This window comes from Bradyrhizobium sp. USDA 3364 (genome assembly GCF_054056355.1).
In genome coordinates this window covers 586,304-600,801 of sequence record NZ_JBSRYG010000002.1, presented here as the reverse complement: position 1 = coordinate 600,801, position 14,498 = coordinate 586,304, and the positions used below count along the sequence as shown (strand labels likewise).

The window sequence follows — 14,498 nt, the reverse complement described above, 5'->3', positions numbered from 1 at the left end:
GATGCGCGCAACGTCATTCATCGCGGCCCTGCTGCATCGTGCCGCCGAGGGACTGCTCAAATTCCTCGCCTGGATCGGCGAGGAGCCGATCAGCTCCTATCGGCCCGAGGCGCATTACATGCGCGGGCCGGGTCCGGCGTGGCGGGCCAAGCACCAGCCGGGTCAGGTTGCCTCGCTTCGCCGCGTCAGGTGATCGAGCAGGTTCATCGGTAGCGGGAATACCACGGTCGAGGACCGCTCGCCGGCAATGTCATGCAGCGCCGCGAAATAGCGTAGCTGCATCGCCTGCGGCTCCTGGGCGAGGATCCGCCCGGCCTCCACGAGCTTCTCGGCGGCCTGCTGCTCACCCATCGCGTTGATCACCTTGGCGCGCCGCAGCCGCTCCGCCTCGGCCTGCTTGGCGATCGCCCGCACCATCGTCTCGTTGATGTCGATATCCTTGATCTCGATCCCGGTGACCTTGATGCCCCAGACGTCGGTCTGCCGATCGAGGGTCTCCTGGATATCGGCGTTCAACTTGTCGCGTTCGGCGAGCATCTCGTCGAGTTCGTGCTTGCCGAGCACCGAGCGCAGCGTGGTCTGGGCAAGCTGGCTGGTCGCGGCCATGTAGTCGCCGACCTTGATGATGGCACGCTCGGGATCGACGATGCGGAAGTAGAGCACGGCGTTGACCTTGACCGAGACGTTGTCACGCGAGATCACGTCCTGCGGCGGCACCACCTGCACCATCACCCTGAGATCGACCTTCACGAGCTGCTGCACCACCGGGATCAGGATGATGAGGCCGGGACCCTTCACCCCGGTGAAACGGCCGAGCGTGAAGACGACGCCGCGCTCGTATTCGCGCAACACCCGCACCGCCTGGGTCAGGAAGATGACGACCAGCAGTGCGATGGCCGCATAGGTGAAATAGTCAAGCATCATGCTGTACCTCCTTCGCCGGCCGAGGCCGGCGCACGCCGTACCACCAGCGTCAAATCGATGATGTTGGCGACCTCGACGGTCTCGCCCGCCTTGAAGGTCTCGGTGCCGCGCGCTTGCCAGCGCTCGCCATTGGTGAAGACGTGACCCGTGGTCTCGGACCAGTCGAGAACCTCGGCCGATAGCCCGCGCATGGCTTGCGCACCGGTCCGGACCGGGCCGTTGCGGGCGCGGCGCAGCGCGCCGAGCACCACCAGGATGAGCCCGGCGAACATCGCCGCGACGATGCCGATGACCGGCCATGACAGGGTGTAACCGGGCGCCTCGATCCGGAACAGCATGGCGGCGCCCAGCACGAAGGCCACGATGCCGCCGAGGCCGATCACGACGGTCGGGTTGAAGGCTTCGATCGCGAGCAGCGCGATCCCGACCAGCATCAGGGCGAAGCCGGCGTAGTTGATCGGCAGCATGTTGAGCGCGTAGAGGCCGACCAGCAGGCAGATCGTCCCGACCACTCCCGGTGCCACGGCACCGGGCGACATGAATTCGAAGATTAGGCCGTAGATGCCGACCATCAGGAGAACGAATGCGATGTTGGGGTCGGTGATGACCGCAAGCGCGCGCGCGAGCCAGGTGGGATCGATGGCCTCGATCACGGCATCCTTGGTCACGAGGCGTTGTGTCTTGCCGCCGGCAAGCTCCACCGTCCGGCCATCGAGCTGCCTCAGCAGGTCGGCGGGATCGCGCGCGGTGAATTCGATGACGTTGGCCTGCAACGCGGCGTTGGCGGAGAGGGTGGCGGCATCGCGCACCGCCTTCTCGGCCCAGTCGGCATTGCGGCCGCGCAGTTCGGCCAGGCTGCGGATGAAGGCGACGGCATCATTGGTCACCTTCGCCGTCATGGCATCCTTCGTTCCGGCCGGCTTGTCGCTGTCCTTTTCCTTGCCGTCCTTGTCCGGGGTGCTGCCCGGCAGACCCGGCAGCGGGCCGCCGATCTGCACCGGCGTCGCGGCGCCGATATTGGTGCCGGGCGCCATGACCGCGAGATGGGTCGCATAGAGGATATAGGTCCCGGCGCTCGCGGCATGGGCGCCGGAGGGCGCAACGTAGCCGACGACGGGAACGGGCGACGCCAGCACGTCGGTGATGATCTCGCGCATGCTGGTGCTGAGACCGCCCGGCGTATTCATCCGCAGGATGACGACCTCGGCGCGCCGCTCGGCCGCCTGCGCCAGGGCGTCCTTGACGTAGCTGGCCGATGCCGGCCCGATCGCGCCATCGATGGAAATGGTCAGGGCAAGACGGTTGTTGTCCGCGGCCATGCCGGGACCGACGGAAACAACCAGAGCGACCAGAACGGCCGCCACAACGAGAGCCGCCTTGAAGGTCTGCACGGCAAGCACTCCCTTGCCGTGGATATGGGGCGCCGTTCCGGGACCTCAATATGGCGCGGTGTCACGGAGGATGTTTGCGCGCGCCATTGTGCATTGCGATGGCTTGCGCGCGTCGGCAAGGCTCACTGCGCCGCTGCGAGATACTCGTCGGCAAGCGCAGCCATCGCCTGCGCGAGCTCGGCCTTCGCCACTGCACCGAGCTGCACGATCGGCAGTCGTGTGGCCGGCTGCATGAACCCGAGCAGCGCCAGCGCGAATTTCAGGGCAGCCGGATGCTCCCGCTCCAGCAGGGTTGCGAGCGGCACCAGCCGCTGGTGCAACTCGCGGGCCTGATACAGCCGGCCCGCGCGGAAATGCCGCTGAACGGCGACGTAGAGATCAGGCGCGACGTTGGCCACGGCCGAGATGCAACCATCGCCGCCGGCCGCAAGCCAGGCCAGCGATGAATTGTCGTCGCCGGTCAGCATCCGGAACGTGGCAGGCAGGCGTGAGCGCAGCCGTGCCAGCCGGGCGACGTCGCCGCCGCCATCGCGCAATCCCGCGAAACCCGGCGATGCCGCGAGCTCGACCAGCGTCTCGTCGGCCAGGCCCTTGACCGTCCGCGACGGGATATCGTGCAGGATCACGGGCAGCGGCGTGGCCGCGGCGACGGCGTGGAAATGCGCCGTCATGCCCCGCGGCATCGGCTTGTTGTAATACGGTACGACGGACATGATGGCGTCGGCGCCGGCCGCCTGCGCGGCCCGCGTGAACGCGACGGCGCGATCCGTCGCGTTAGACCCGGCGCCGGCGATGATCCGGACCCGCTTGCGCGCGACGCGGGCGGCGATGCCAACCAGCTGCGCGCGCTCCGCGGGCTCCAGCGTCGAGCTTTCACCCGCGGTCTCACCGACCACCAGCGCGGTCGCGCCGGCTGCGATCTGGCGCTCGCATAGCCGGCCGAACGCATCAGCGTCGATCTCGTCCTGGTGGTTAAAGGGGGTCGGAAGATCGGGGATGAAGCCCGACAGCCATTCGGCCGAATCAGCTTTCAATGCCCATCTCGATGTTGCTTTCGAGATCATTGGGTGGCTCACGCCACGCGGCTCGCGGGGAGGCTTGCGGTCTCGCCGCCCATGTCGAGCTCAAGCTCACGCGACAGCTCGACGATCATTTCGGGGTGCTGGCCGTTCTCGAACAGTGCGTATTTGACGGCCTGGGCGCGGTTGACGAACAGGCCGCCATAGAGGCCGTTCTGTTGCTGGGCGACCCATTGGCCGCGGTGGTTGCGGCCGATGAAGACGATGGTGGACGTTGCACTACACGAGGGAGGCTCGAAACGTTTCACGTTGGTAGTCCTTCTTTTCGTTTCTGAGGCGTTTTCGTCACGCGAACCGGTATCCACTTCGCTCGAACACGCTACAGTCACAGTCACGCGATCAATGTCTGATTTGCCGGATATGAAATCGAGCGCGGAGGGCGGCCGACTTCATAGGAGCGGCATAGGATTTGAGGGGTGATTTCAGTGGTGCTGGACGATGCCGGTGCCGAGCGCGCACAGCGCGACATAGGCGGTCATCTCGTCCCAGTGATTGAGGCTTGCGGCCAGCGGCATTTCGCGTTTGGCAATCCCGGCGAAGGCGCAGATCACGGCCGACATCAACAGCAGCGTGACCAGGCCCTTGCTGAAGCCTGCGCCGGCGAACACGGCAAAGCCGATCATGATGGCGAGACGGAAGCCGAACCGGACCATGACCTGGACCGACTGCAGCTGCCGCGGCAGTTGTTTGGTCTTCACGATTGCGCCGTCATCAGCCGAAATTGTCGACGAGCTGCGGCTGGTAGACCGAGCCCGCGCCGCGGCGCACGCTGGGCACGCTGCTGCGGCTCTCGGGCGCGCTGATTTGTTGCGCCTCGACGAAGGCGCTGAGGATCGCGAGCGCCAGATCCGAATGGTGGGTCTCGATCGACTGGTCGAGCCAGTCCGGAAGTTCGCGTTGGCGCGACAATGCGCAGTACCACTCGCACTCGTCATAGACCAGGCGGCGGATCTGCCATTGCGGCAGTTCGAGATCGAGCAGCGCGATCGCGGCGTCGGTCCAGGCGCCGGACCGGATCAGGCGCTCGACGCGGGAGCTCTTGCCGCCCTGTCCGGCCGAGGGGAAGCGCCGACAGGTCTGGCTGATGATGTCGGCCATGAAGTCGGCGGTGACGATATAGGCGTCGCGCAGCCGGTCACCGAGGTCGGTCGAGGTGTGTTCGGAAAGTACAGACATCGCATCATCTCGTTTCACGCGCGGCCCAACACATTGGCCGCACGGTTCAAAATGGCCTCGATGGCTGTTGGAAAACGAGATGAGGGAGGGGGCCGAGATATAGGGATTCCATAAAGACCCGGCGTCGTCCCGGCGAAGGCTGAGAACATTGGCGGCACTCAGGCACTTATAGGATTCCTATAACGTCCCTATGCGCCACCTCTCGAAAACCTATGCTCCGGGTGGCACCTCACGGCGATCCGGCGCGGAGCGCTTATACGGCGCGTCCGCGCCCTTCGGACGCATAGGAGTCTCTCATGATGGACATTCTCATGGCGACGCTCGCGATCGGCTTCTTCGCTGCGGGCATCGGCTACGCCTACGCCTGCGAACGGCTGTAAGGGGAGGTGGCGATGATCTTCGATTACTCGCTCGCCGGCCTCGTCTCGCTCGGCCTGCTGTTCTACCTCACCTACGCATTGCTGCGGCCGGAACGCTTCTAGGCGGCCCGCGATGTCAGCGCTTTGCACGATTCTCCTCGCCGACGCGGTGCTGACCGGGCTGTTGCTCGGCGTGTTCGCGTCGCTGCTGCGCTACGCACCCATTCGAAAGGTTTGACGCAATGACCGTCATCGGCTGGATTCAAATTATTCTGTTTTGCGCGATCGTGGCCGCGCTGGTCAAACCGCTCGGCTGGTACATGACCCGCGTGTTCAACGGCGATCGCACCTTCCTCTCGCCCGTGCTGCGCCCGATCGAGCGCGGCATCTACTGGGTCGGCGGCGTCGACGAGCGGCGCGAGCAGCACTGGTTGACCTATACGGTCGCGATGCTGCTGTTCCATGTCGGCGGCTTCGCCATCATCTACGGGCTGATGCGGCTTCAGGCGGTGCTGCCGTTCAACCCGGCCGGTCAGTCCGCGGTTGCCGAGGATCTCTCCTTCAATACGGCGATCTCCTTCATCACCAACACCAACTGGCAGAACTACGGCGGCGAGAGCACGCTGTCCTATCTGGTCCAGATGCTCGGCCTGACCCACCAGAACTTCCTGTCGGCAGCGACCGGCATCGCGCTGGCGATGGCGCTGATCCGCGGCTTCACCCGCTCGTCGATGCGCACGGTCGGAAATTTCTGGGTCGACGTCACCCGCGTCACCCTCTATGTGCTGCTGCCGATCTGCATCGTCTATGCGCTGTTCCTTGTCTCGCAGGGCATGCCGCAGACGCTTCAGCCCTATGTCGATGCCACCACGCTGGAAGGCGGCAAGCAGACCATCGCGCTGGGACCTGTCGCCTCGCAGGTCGCGATCAAGATGCTCGGCACCAATGGCGGCGGCTTCTTCAATGCCAACGCGGCGCATCCGTTCGAGAACCCGACCGCGCTGTCGAACCTCGTGCAGATGATCTCGATCTTCGCGCTGGGCGCTGCGATGACCAACGTGTTCGGCCGCATGGTCGGCAACGAGCGCCAGGGCTGGGCGATCTTCGCCGTGATGGGCATCCTGTTCGTCGCCGGCGTCACCGTCACGTACTGGGCGGAAGCCAACGGCACCTCGCTCCTGCAGGCTTACGGCCTGACCGGCGGCAACATGGAGGGCAAGGAGGTCCGCTTCGGCATCGTCGCGTCCTCGCTGTTCGCCGTGGTGACCACCGCAGCCTCCTGCGGCGCGGTCAACGCGATGCATGACAGCTTCACCGCGCTCGGCGGCATGATCCCGCTGATCAACATGCAGCTCGGCGAAGTCATCATCGGCGGCGTCGGCGCCGGCTTCTACGGCATGCTGCTTTTCGTCGTGCTGGCGATCTTCGTCGCCGGCCTGATGGTCGGCCGCACGCCGGAATATGTCGGCAAGAAGATCGAGGCGCGCGAGGTCAAGATGGCGATGCTCGCGATCCTGGTGCTGCCGCTGATGTATCTCGGCTGGACCGCGGTCGGCGTCGTGCTGCCGTCGGCGGCGGCCTCGATGGCCAATGCCGGCCCGCACGGCTTCACCGAGGTGCTCTATGCCTATACCTCGGCGACCGGCAACAACGGCTCGGCCTTCGCGGGCCTCACCGGCAACACGCTGTTCTACAATCTGACGCTTGCGTCGGCGATGTTCGTCGGCCGCTTCTTCATGATCGTGCCGGCGATGGCCATTGCAGGTTCGCTGGTCGAGAAAAAGTCGATCCCGGCCTCGGCGGGCACTTTCCCGACCACCGGCGGCCTGTTCGTCGGCCTCGTCATCGGCGTGATCCTGATCATCGGCGGCCTGACCTTCTTCCCGGCGCTGGCGCTCGGGCCGATCGTCGAGCATCTCGCCATGAACGCCAACACCCTGTTCTGATCGAATTGTCCGGAGTGACATCCATGGAAACCACAAGACTGCAGAAGCAGGTAACGGCGTCGACCATGCTCGACCCGAAGATCCTGGTGCCGGCGATCAAGTCGGCCTTCGTCAAGCTGGATCCCCGCCTGATGATGAAGAATCCGGTGATGTTCGTCGTCGAGGTCGTGGCTGCGCTGACCACCGTGATCTTCGTGCGCGACCTCGTCATCGGTAACGCCAATCTCAGCTTCACCTTCCAGATCATCCTCTGGCTCTGGTTCACGGTGCTGTTCGCCAACTTCGCCGAGGCCGTCGCCGAAGGCCGCGGCAAGGCGCAGGCGGAGTCCCTGAAAAAGACCCGCACCGAGAGCCAGGCCAAGCTCTTGACCGGCACCGACCGGACCTATCGCATGGTGCCCGGCACCTCGTTGAAGGTCGGCGACATCGTGCTGGTCGAGGCCGGCGACAACATCCCGTCCGACGGTGAGGTGATCGAAGGCGTCGCCTCGGTCAACGAGGCCGCGATCACGGGTGAATCCGCGCCGGTCATTCGCGAGTCCGGCGGCGACCGATCGGCGGTCACCGGTGGCACCCAGGTGCTGTCGGACTGGATCCGCGTCCGCATCACCGCGGCGCAGGGCTCGACCTTCATCGACCGCATGATCAGGCTGGTGGAGGGCGCCGAGCGGCAGAAGACGCCGAACGAGATCGCGCTCAACATCCTGCTCGCAGGCCTCACCATCATCTTCGTGTTCGCCACGGTGACGATCCCGAGCTATGCGGCCTATGCCGGCGGCTCGATCTCGGTCGTGGTGCTGGTGGCGCTGTTCGTCACGCTGATCCCGACCACAATCGGCGCGTTGCTGTCGGCGATCGGCATCGCCGGCATGGACCGCCTGGTGCGCTTCAACGTGCTGGCGATGTCCGGCCGCGCCGTGGAAGCCGCCGGCGACGTCGACACGCTGCTGCTGGACAAGACCGGCACCATCACGCTCGGCAACCGCCAGGCGACCGCGTTCCGCCCGATCCGCGGCGTCTCCGAGCAGGACCTCGCCGACGCGGCGCAGCTGGCTTCGCTGGCCGACGAAACCCCGGAGGGCCGCTCGATCGTGGTGCTCGCCAAGGAGAAGTACGGCATCCGCGGCCGCGACATGCATGAGCTTGCCGCGACCTTCGTGCCGTTCACGGCGCAGACCCGGATGAGCGGCATCGATGCCGGCTCCTCGTCGGTCCGCAAGGGCGCGGTGGATGCGATCCTCGCCTATGTCGACGGCGGCTCGCCGCGCACCGTCGCCTCGGGCAACACCGTTCGCGCGGTTGCAGCGACGATGAGCGCGGAAGCGCGCGAGATCCAGACCATCGCCGACGAGATCGCCAAGGCCGGCGGCACGCCGCTGGCGGTGGCCAAGGACGGCAAGCTGCTCGGCGTCGTGCACCTCAAGGATATCGTCAAGGGCGGCATCCGCGAGCGCTTTGCCGAGCTGCGCCGCATGGGCATCCGCACCGTGATGATCACCGGCGATAACCCGATGACCGCGGCCGCGATCGCGGCGGAGGCCGGCGTCGACGACTTCCTGGCGCAGGCAACGCCCGAGGACAAGCTCAAGCTGATCCGCGACGAGCAGTCCAAGGGCAAGCTGGTTGCGATGTGCGGCGACGGCACCAACGACGCGCCGGCGCTCGCGCAGGCCGACGTCGGCGTCGCCATGAACACCGGCACGCAGGCCGCCCGTGAGGCCGGCAACATGGTCGACCTCGACTCCAACCCGACCAAGCTGATCGAGGTGGTCGAGATCGGCAAGCAGCTGCTGATGACCCGCGGCGCGCTCACCACGTTCTCGATCGCCAACGACGTCGCGAAGTACTTCGCGATCATCCCGGCGATGTTCCTCGCGTTCTACCCGCAGCTCCAGGTGCTGAACGTGATGCACCTGGCGAGCCCGCAGAGCGCGATCCTGTCGGCGATCATCTTCAACGCGCTGATCATCGTCGCGCTGATTCCGCTGGCGCTGAAGGGCGTCAAGTATCGCGCCGTCGGTGCCGGCGCGCTGCTCAGCCGCAACCTGATGATCTACGGCCTCGGCGGCATCATCATCCCGTTCATCGGCATCAAGGCGATCGACCTCGTCGTCGCCGCCCTGGGCCTGGCTTAGTAACAACCGTCATTGCGAGCGCAGCGAAGCAATCCATCTGTCCGCGAAGAAAGTGTGGATTGCTTCGTCGCTCCGCTCCTCGCAATGACGAAAGAGACTTAGGAGACCTATCATGTTGAGAGAAATTCGTCCCGCCATCCTGGTGCTGGTCCTGCTGACCGCGATCACGGGCCTTGCCTATCCGCTCGGTATCACGGCGATCGCCGGCGTCATCTTTCCGAAGCAGGCGCACGGCAGCCTGATCGAGAAGGACGGCAAGGTGATCGGCTCCGCCCTGATCGGGCAGGAGTTCAAGGAGGATAAATACTTCCACGGCCGGCCGTCGGCGACGGTCGCGCCCGATCCGAACGACTCCTCGAAGACCGTGCCGGCGCCCTACAACGCCGCCAATTCCGGCGGCTCCAACCTCGGCCCGACCAGCAAGGCGCTGAACGACCGCGTCAAGGAGGATGTCGAGAAGCTGAAGGCGGAGAACCCGACCGCCAGCGTGCCGGTCGATCTCGTCACCACCTCGGCCAGCGGGCTCGATCCGGACATCTCGCCGGATGCCGCGCTGTTCCAGGTGCCGCGGGTGGCGAAGGCCCGCAGCATGTCCGAGAATGCGGTGCGCGAGCTGGTGACGCAGAACACGCAGGGCCACTTCGCCGGCGTGCTCGGTGAGCCCCGCGTTAACGTTCTTGCGCTCAACCTGGCGCTCGACGCGGCAAAGGGGAAATAGGGGAGTAGGCTCGCTCTCAGGGGATGACTATATTGCGGTATGGCCAATCAGCGTGACCCCCATAAACGACCGTCGCCGGACGCGCTGCTCGAGGCAGCGCGCCGGGAGACCGATCGCTCGGGGCGGCTGAAGATCTTCATCGGCGCCGCGCCCGGCGTCGGCAAGACCTACGAGATGCTCTCGAGCGCCCACGCCCGCCTCAAGGCGGGCGTGGACGTCGTGGTCGGCGTCGTCGAAACCCACGGGCGGGCGGAAACCGAGGCGCTGCTCAGGGGTCTCGAAGTGATACCTCGAAAGCGGCTGGCCTATCGCGACCAGACGCTCGAGGAGATGGACCTCGACGCCGTGATCGCGCGGCGTCCGCAGCTCGCGCTGGTCGACGAGCTCGCCCACACCAATGCGCCGGGCAGCCGGCACCCCAAGCGCTATCTCGACGTCGAGGAGCTGCTGTCGCACGGCATTGACGTCTACACCGCGATCAACATCCAGCACATCGAGAGCCTCAACGACGTCGTCGCGCAGATCACCCATGTGCGGGTGCGCGAAACCGTGCCGGACTCTGTGGTCGATCGCGCCGATGCCATCGAGTTGATCGACCTCACGCCCGACGATCTGATCCAGCGGCTGAAGGAGGGCAAGGTCTATGTGCCCAAGCAGGCCGAGCGGGCGCTTGAGCACTATTTCTCGCCCGGCAATCTCACTGCGCTGCGCGAGCTGGCGCTGCGCCGCACCGCCGAGCGGGTCGACGAGCAGCTGCTCAACCACATGCAGGCCAATGCGATCCAGGGCCCCTGGGCCGCCGGCGAGCGCATCCTAGTCTGCCTGAGCGAGGATCCGCGTGCGGCCGGCCTGGTGCGCTACACCAAGCGGCTGGCCGACCGGCTGCACGCGCAGTGGACCGCGATCAGCATCGAGACGCGGCGCAGCCTGCAACTCGGCGACGTGCAGCGCGACCGGCTGGCCGACACCATGCGGCTTGCGGAATCGCTCGGCGGCGAGGCGCTGACCCTTCCCGGCGTCGGCCGCCGCATCGCCGACGACGTCATCAATTTCGCCCAGGCCAACAACGTCACCCAGATCATCATCGGCAAATCGACGCGCTCGCGCTGGTTCGAGCTGACGCACGGCTCCGTGGTGCACGATTTGGTGCGCCGGGCCGGCAATATCAGCGTCAACGTGATCGCCGGCGACGAGCTGCCGGTCGGCAAGGCGGCGGTGCAGACCGCGCAGCGGCAGGAGCCGTTCAATCCGCGGCCTTACCTGATGGCGCTGTTGCTGGCGGCGCTCGGGCTCGGCGCCGCCAAGCTGATCCAGCCGTTCTTCGGCATCGAGAACGTCGACCTCGTGTTCCTCACTGCCGTGGTCGGCGCGGCGGCGCGTTACGGCCTGGGGCCGTCGCTGCTGGCCAGCGTCGCGGCGTCGCTGTGCTACAATTTCTTCTTCCTGCCGCCGGTCTATACCTTCACCATCACCGACCCGACCAATGTCGCGGCATTCTTCTTCTTCATGCTGATCGCGTTCCTGGTCTCCAACGTCGCGGCGCGGGTGCGCACCCAGGCCGACACCGCGATCGGCCGCGTCCGCACCACCGAGTCGCTTTACGCGTTCAGCCGCAAGCTCGCCGGCACCGCGACGCTCGACGACGTGCTGTGGGCGACCGCCTACCAGATCGCGCTGATGCTGAAGGTGCGCGTGGTGCTGCTGCTGCCGGAAGACGGCATGCTGACCGTCAAGAGCGGCTATCCGCCGGAGGACCAGCTCGATCAGGCCGATCTCGCCGCCGCCAACTGGGCTTGGGGCAACGATCGCCCGGCCGGCCGCGGCTCCGACACGCTGCCGGGCGGCAAGCGACTGTTCCTGCCGATGCGCACCGGCCGCGGCCCGATCGGGGTGATCGGCATCGACGACGACCGCACCGGGCCGCTATTGACGCCGGACCAGCGCCGGCTGCTCGATGCGCTGGTCGACCAGGGCGCGCTCGCGATCGAGCGCGTGCTGCTGGTCGAGGACATGGATCGGGTCAAGCGCACGGTCGAATCCGACCGGCTGCGCGGCGCGCTGTTGACCTCGATCTCGCACGACCTCAAGACGCCGCTTGCCTCGGTGCTGGGCTCGGCCTCGGCACTGCGCGATCTCGGCGCCAACCTGAGCGACGCCCAGAAGCATGACCTGCTCGCCACCGTGATCGACGAGTCGGAGCGGCTCAATCGTTTCATCGCCAACCTGCTCGACATGACCAAGCTGGAATCCGGCGCGATCGTGCCGAACACCGCGCGGCACGATGTCGGCGAGATCGTCGGCAGCGCGCTGCGCCGCGCCGCCAAGATCCTGGTGCATCACCGGGTGTCGCTCGAGCTCGCGGCCGATCTGCCGATGCTCGAGCTCGACGCCGTGCTGTTCGAGCAGGTGCTGTTCAATCTGCTCGACAACGCCGCCAAATACGCGCCCTCGGACACCACGATCTCGATCCGCGGCGCGCGCGACCGCGACACCATCGCGCTGCAGATACTGGACGAAGGCAACGGCATTCCCCCCGCCGAGCTCGAAAGCGTGTTCGACAAGTTCTATCGCGCCGAGAAGGGCGACCATGTCCGCCCCGGCACCGGCCTTGGGCTGGCGATCTCGCGCGGCTTCGTCGAGGCGATGCGCGGCACCATCGCCGCGGCCAACCGCTCCGACCGGAGCGGCGCCGTCATCACCATCCGCCTGCCTGTTACCGCCGACACCAACGCCCTGGACACTGCTGCATGAACGCGACGCCGATCAAGGTCCTGGTCATCGACGACGAGCCGCCGATCCGCAAGCTGCTGCGGATGGGGCTGAGCACGCAGGGCTACGACATCCTCGAAGCATCGAACGGCAAGAACGCGCTGGAGATGCTGGGCGAGGGACCGGCGCTGATCATCCTCGATCTCGGCCTGCCCGACATCCAGGGCCACGACCTGCTGCGCATGATCCGCGGCCGCAACGAGAGCGTTCCGATCGTGGTGCTGTCGAGCCGCGGCGACGAGGCCGGCAAGGTGCAGGCGCTCGATCTCGGCGCCGACGATTATCTGACCAAGCCGTTCGGCATGGACGAATTGCTGGCGCGGCTGCGCGCGGCGCTGCGCCACCAGCTGCAGGTGCAGGGCGAGCGGCCGGTGTTCCGCTCCGGCGATCTCTCGGTCGACCTGGTGCGCCGCATCGTCAAGGTCGGCGACAAGGAGATCAAGCTGTCGCCGAAGGAGTACGACCTGTTGCGCGTGCTGGTTCAGCATGCCGGCAAGGTACTGACTCATCGCTTTCTGCTGAAGGAATTGTGGGACGAACTGACCGATGCGCAGTATCTGCGGGTCTATGTGCGTCAGCTTCGCCAGAAGATCGAGGCCGATCCCGAGCGTCCGCAATTCGTGCTGACCGAGACCGGCATCGGTTATCGGCTGCGCGCCGGGGATTAGCTTCGGAACTTTCATTGCCATCGCGGCTTGGTCTCCCTTAGCGGGAGAGAAGCCATGGCAAGAAAATACTCGCGGAAGGCGTCAAGCGATGTCGAGCGTGTGATGAAGAAGCGCAGGGCCGGGACGCTGCGCAGCGGCCGCTCCAAGAAGAAGGTGAAGAGCCGCAAGCAGGCGATCGCGATCGGCCTGTCAGAGGCGCGCGCCAAGGGCCGCAAGGTGCCGAAGAAGACGTCAAAGAAGACGACGAAGAAACGGAAGACGACGAAAAAGCGCAAGGCCGCGAAGAAGCGGTAGGATAGCCAAATCTATCTGGTCGTCATTGCGAGGAGCAAAGCGACGAAGCAATCCATCTTTCCGCATGCACGGAGAGATGGATTGCTTCGCTTCGCTCGCAATGACGGGGGAGGGAGGGAATTCACCCCGCCTTGCGCCGCCGCGCGCTCGACCGGTGCGCCTTCTTCGCCGCACGGCGGTGCGAGGTCGGGCGCCGTGCGGTGGAGCCGGATCGCCGTCCGCCGCTCTTGCCGCCCTTCAGGCTCTGCTGCAACGCGTCCATCAGGCTTACGACATTGCTCGGCTTCTCCTCGCGCTCGGCGGCCTTGATCGGCTTGCCGGCAGCCTTGCGGCGGACCAGCGCCTTCAGCGCGGTCTCGTACTCGTCCTTGAATGTCGACGGATCGAAATGCGCAGCCTTGCTGTCGAGGATGTGACCGGCGAGCTCGATCATGTCCTTGGTGACCTTCGGGCTCTTGATGTCGTCGAAGTAGTCGTCGGCGTCGCGTACCTCGTAGGGGTAGCGCAGGGTGGTGCCGAGCATGCCCTTGTCGAACGGCTCGATCGCGATCACGTGCTCGCGGTTGGTCAGCACGATCCGCGCCAGCGCGACGCGGTCCTGGTCCTTCATGGCATCGCGGATCACCGCGAAGGCATCGACGCCGGCCTTGCCGTCGGGCCTGATGTAATAGGGGTGGTCGAGATAGCGCTTGTCGATCTCGCCCTCGGGCACGAAACTATCGATGTCGATGGTGTGGTTGCTCTCGATCTGGACCGCCTCGAGCTCGTCCTTCTCGATCTCGACATATTTACCCTTGCTCACCTCGTAGCCGCGGCCCTTCTGGTCGCCCTCGACGACGTCGCCGGTCTCGGCATCGACCATCTGCTGCTTGAGCCGGTTGCCGGTCTCCCGGTTGATCATGTGAAAGCGGGTCTTCTCGACTGCGGTCGAGGCCGGGTAGAGCGCCACCGGGCATGACACCAGCGAGAGCTTGAGCGTGCCTTTCCAGTAGGCGCGGGGAGCGGCCATGATCGTCTCCAAACAGCTTGAGTTTGGAAC

The 14,498-nt window shown here is 65.8% G+C and carries 15 protein-coding genes; 8 read left to right on the top strand and 7 right to left on the bottom strand.

Going from position 1 to position 14,498, the window contains the following annotated elements:
• Position 1: 1 nt before the first annotated feature.
• Positions 2 to 193: a hypothetical protein gene (locus ACVILL_RS03090; RefSeq protein ID WP_456727797.1), complete on the top strand. Its 192-nt coding sequence runs from the start codon at positions 2 to 4 to the stop codon at positions 191 to 193.
• Here the strand turns inward: ACVILL_RS03090 and ACVILL_RS03085 are convergent.
• The 6 genes from ACVILL_RS03085 to ACVILL_RS03060 form a co-directional block, all read right to left on the bottom strand.
• Positions 163 to 924: a slipin family protein gene (locus ACVILL_RS03085; protein WP_456727796.1), complete on the bottom strand. Its 762-nt coding sequence runs from the start codon at positions 922 to 924 to the stop codon at positions 163 to 165. The two genes, ACVILL_RS03090 and ACVILL_RS03085, sit on opposite strands and share 31 nt — an antisense overlap.
• Complete coding sequence (locus ACVILL_RS03080; protein WP_456727795.1) at positions 921 to 2,315, bottom strand: NfeD family protein; 1,395 nt, start codon at positions 2,313 to 2,315, stop codon at positions 921 to 923. Before ACVILL_RS03080 ends, ACVILL_RS03085 begins: the two co-directional genes overlap by 4 nt.
• 122 nt (positions 2,316 to 2,437) lie before the next feature.
• The gene (gene dapA / locus ACVILL_RS03075) at positions 2,438 to 3,379 is read right to left on the bottom strand and encodes a 4-hydroxy-tetrahydrodipicolinate synthase (RefSeq protein WP_456727794.1); all 942 of its coding nucleotides are present in this window, start codon (positions 3,377 to 3,379) and stop codon (positions 2,438 to 2,440) included.
• Positions 3,380 to 3,387: 8 nt separating this feature from the next.
• Positions 3,388 to 3,642, bottom strand: a complete 255-nt coding sequence (locus ACVILL_RS03070; protein WP_456727793.1) for a hypothetical protein — start codon at positions 3,640 to 3,642, stop codon at positions 3,388 to 3,390.
• A gap of 174 nt (positions 3,643 to 3,816) precedes the next feature.
• Positions 3,817 to 4,092, bottom strand: coding sequence for a hypothetical protein (locus ACVILL_RS03065; protein ID WP_456727792.1), 276 nt, complete (start codon positions 4,090 to 4,092; stop codon positions 3,817 to 3,819).
• A gap of 13 nt (positions 4,093 to 4,105) precedes the next feature.
• Positions 4,106 to 4,570: a hypothetical protein gene (locus ACVILL_RS03060; RefSeq protein WP_456727791.1), complete on the bottom strand. Its 465-nt coding sequence runs from the start codon at positions 4,568 to 4,570 to the stop codon at positions 4,106 to 4,108.
• Positions 4,571 to 4,962: 392 nt separating this feature from the next.
• Between ACVILL_RS03060 and ACVILL_RS03055 the strand changes: the two genes are divergently transcribed.
• The 7 genes from ACVILL_RS03055 to ACVILL_RS03025 all read left to right on the top strand — a co-directional run bounded on the left by ACVILL_RS03055 (position 4,963) and on the right by ACVILL_RS03025 (position 13,459).
• Positions 4,963 to 5,052, top strand: coding sequence for a K(+)-transporting ATPase subunit F (locus ACVILL_RS03055; protein ID WP_016846764.1), 90 nt, complete (start codon positions 4,963 to 4,965; stop codon positions 5,050 to 5,052).
• A gap of 119 nt (positions 5,053 to 5,171) precedes the next feature.
• The gene (kdpA, locus tag ACVILL_RS03050) at positions 5,172 to 6,875 is read left to right on the top strand and encodes a potassium-transporting ATPase subunit KdpA (protein ID WP_456727790.1); all 1,704 of its coding nucleotides are present in this window, start codon (positions 5,172 to 5,174) and stop codon (positions 6,873 to 6,875) included.
• 23 nt (positions 6,876 to 6,898) lie between these two features.
• On the top strand, positions 6,899 to 9,010 hold the full coding sequence (gene kdpB, locus ACVILL_RS03045; protein WP_456727789.1) for a potassium-transporting ATPase subunit KdpB: 2,112 nt from the start codon (positions 6,899 to 6,901) through the stop codon (positions 9,008 to 9,010).
• A gap of 112 nt (positions 9,011 to 9,122) precedes the next feature.
• Positions 9,123 to 9,728 carry a K(+)-transporting ATPase subunit C gene (locus ACVILL_RS03040; RefSeq protein ID WP_456727788.1) on the top strand — a complete coding sequence of 202 codons (606 nt, stop codon included), beginning with the start codon at positions 9,123 to 9,125 and terminating at the stop codon, positions 9,726 to 9,728.
• A gap of 39 nt (positions 9,729 to 9,767) precedes the next feature.
• Positions 9,768 to 12,479: a DUF4118 domain-containing protein gene (locus tag ACVILL_RS03035; protein ID WP_456727787.1), complete on the top strand. Its 2,712-nt coding sequence runs from the start codon at positions 9,768 to 9,770 to the stop codon at positions 12,477 to 12,479.
• Entirely contained in the window at positions 12,476 to 13,165 is a 690-nt protein-coding gene (locus ACVILL_RS03030; protein WP_456727786.1) for a response regulator, read from the top strand. The genes ACVILL_RS03035 and ACVILL_RS03030 overlap by 4 nt, the downstream gene beginning before the upstream one ends.
• Positions 13,166 to 13,219: 54 nt before the next feature.
• A complete protein-coding gene (locus tag ACVILL_RS03025; RefSeq protein WP_456727785.1) occupies positions 13,220 to 13,459 on the top strand; it encodes a DUF6496 domain-containing protein in 240 nt (79 codons plus the stop codon).
• Between the two features lie 121 nt (positions 13,460 to 13,580).
• On the opposite strand, the gene ku is transcribed toward ACVILL_RS03025, so the two are convergent.
• Complete coding sequence (gene ku / locus ACVILL_RS03020) at positions 13,581 to 14,468, bottom strand: non-homologous end joining protein Ku (protein WP_456727784.1); 888 nt, start codon at positions 14,466 to 14,468, stop codon at positions 13,581 to 13,583.
• Positions 14,469 to 14,498 lie beyond the last annotated feature (30 nt).

What these genes read in the sequence shown, in the direction of transcription:
- ACVILL_RS03055 (WP_016846764.1), top strand. Translation starts at nt 4,963, where the DNA reads ATGATCTTCGATTACTCGCTCGCCGGCCTCGTCTCGCTCGGCCTGCTG.
- kdpA (WP_456727790.1), top strand. Translation starts at nt 5,172, where the DNA reads ATGACCGTCATCGGCTGGATTCAAATTATTCTGTTTTGCGCGATCGTG.
- ACVILL_RS03035 (WP_456727787.1), top strand. Translation starts at nt 9,768, where the DNA reads ATGGCCAATCAGCGTGACCCCCATAAACGACCGTCGCCGGACGCGCTG.
- dapA (WP_456727794.1), bottom strand. Translation starts at nt 3,379, where the DNA reads ATGATCTCGAAAGCAACATCGAGATGGGCATTGAAAGCTGATTCGGCC.
- ACVILL_RS03060 (WP_456727791.1), bottom strand. Translation starts at nt 4,570, where the DNA reads ATGTCTGTACTTTCCGAACACACCTCGACCGACCTCGGTGACCGGCTG.
- ACVILL_RS03040 (WP_456727788.1), top strand. Translation starts at nt 9,123, where the DNA reads ATGTTGAGAGAAATTCGTCCCGCCATCCTGGTGCTGGTCCTGCTGACC.
- ACVILL_RS03085 (WP_456727796.1), bottom strand. Translation starts at nt 924, where the DNA reads ATGATGCTTGACTATTTCACCTATGCGGCCATCGCACTGCTGGTCGTC.
- kdpB (WP_456727789.1), top strand. Translation starts at nt 6,899, where the DNA reads ATGGAAACCACAAGACTGCAGAAGCAGGTAACGGCGTCGACCATGCTC.
- ku (WP_456727784.1), bottom strand. Translation starts at nt 14,468, where the DNA reads ATGGCCGCTCCCCGCGCCTACTGGAAAGGCACGCTCAAGCTCTCGCTG.
- ACVILL_RS03025 (WP_456727785.1), top strand. Translation starts at nt 13,220, where the DNA reads ATGGCAAGAAAATACTCGCGGAAGGCGTCAAGCGATGTCGAGCGTGTG.
- ACVILL_RS03030 (WP_456727786.1), top strand. Translation starts at nt 12,476, where the DNA reads ATGAACGCGACGCCGATCAAGGTCCTGGTCATCGACGACGAGCCGCCG.
- ACVILL_RS03090 (WP_456727797.1), top strand. Translation starts at nt 2, where the DNA reads ATGCGCGCAACGTCATTCATCGCGGCCCTGCTGCATCGTGCCGCCGAG.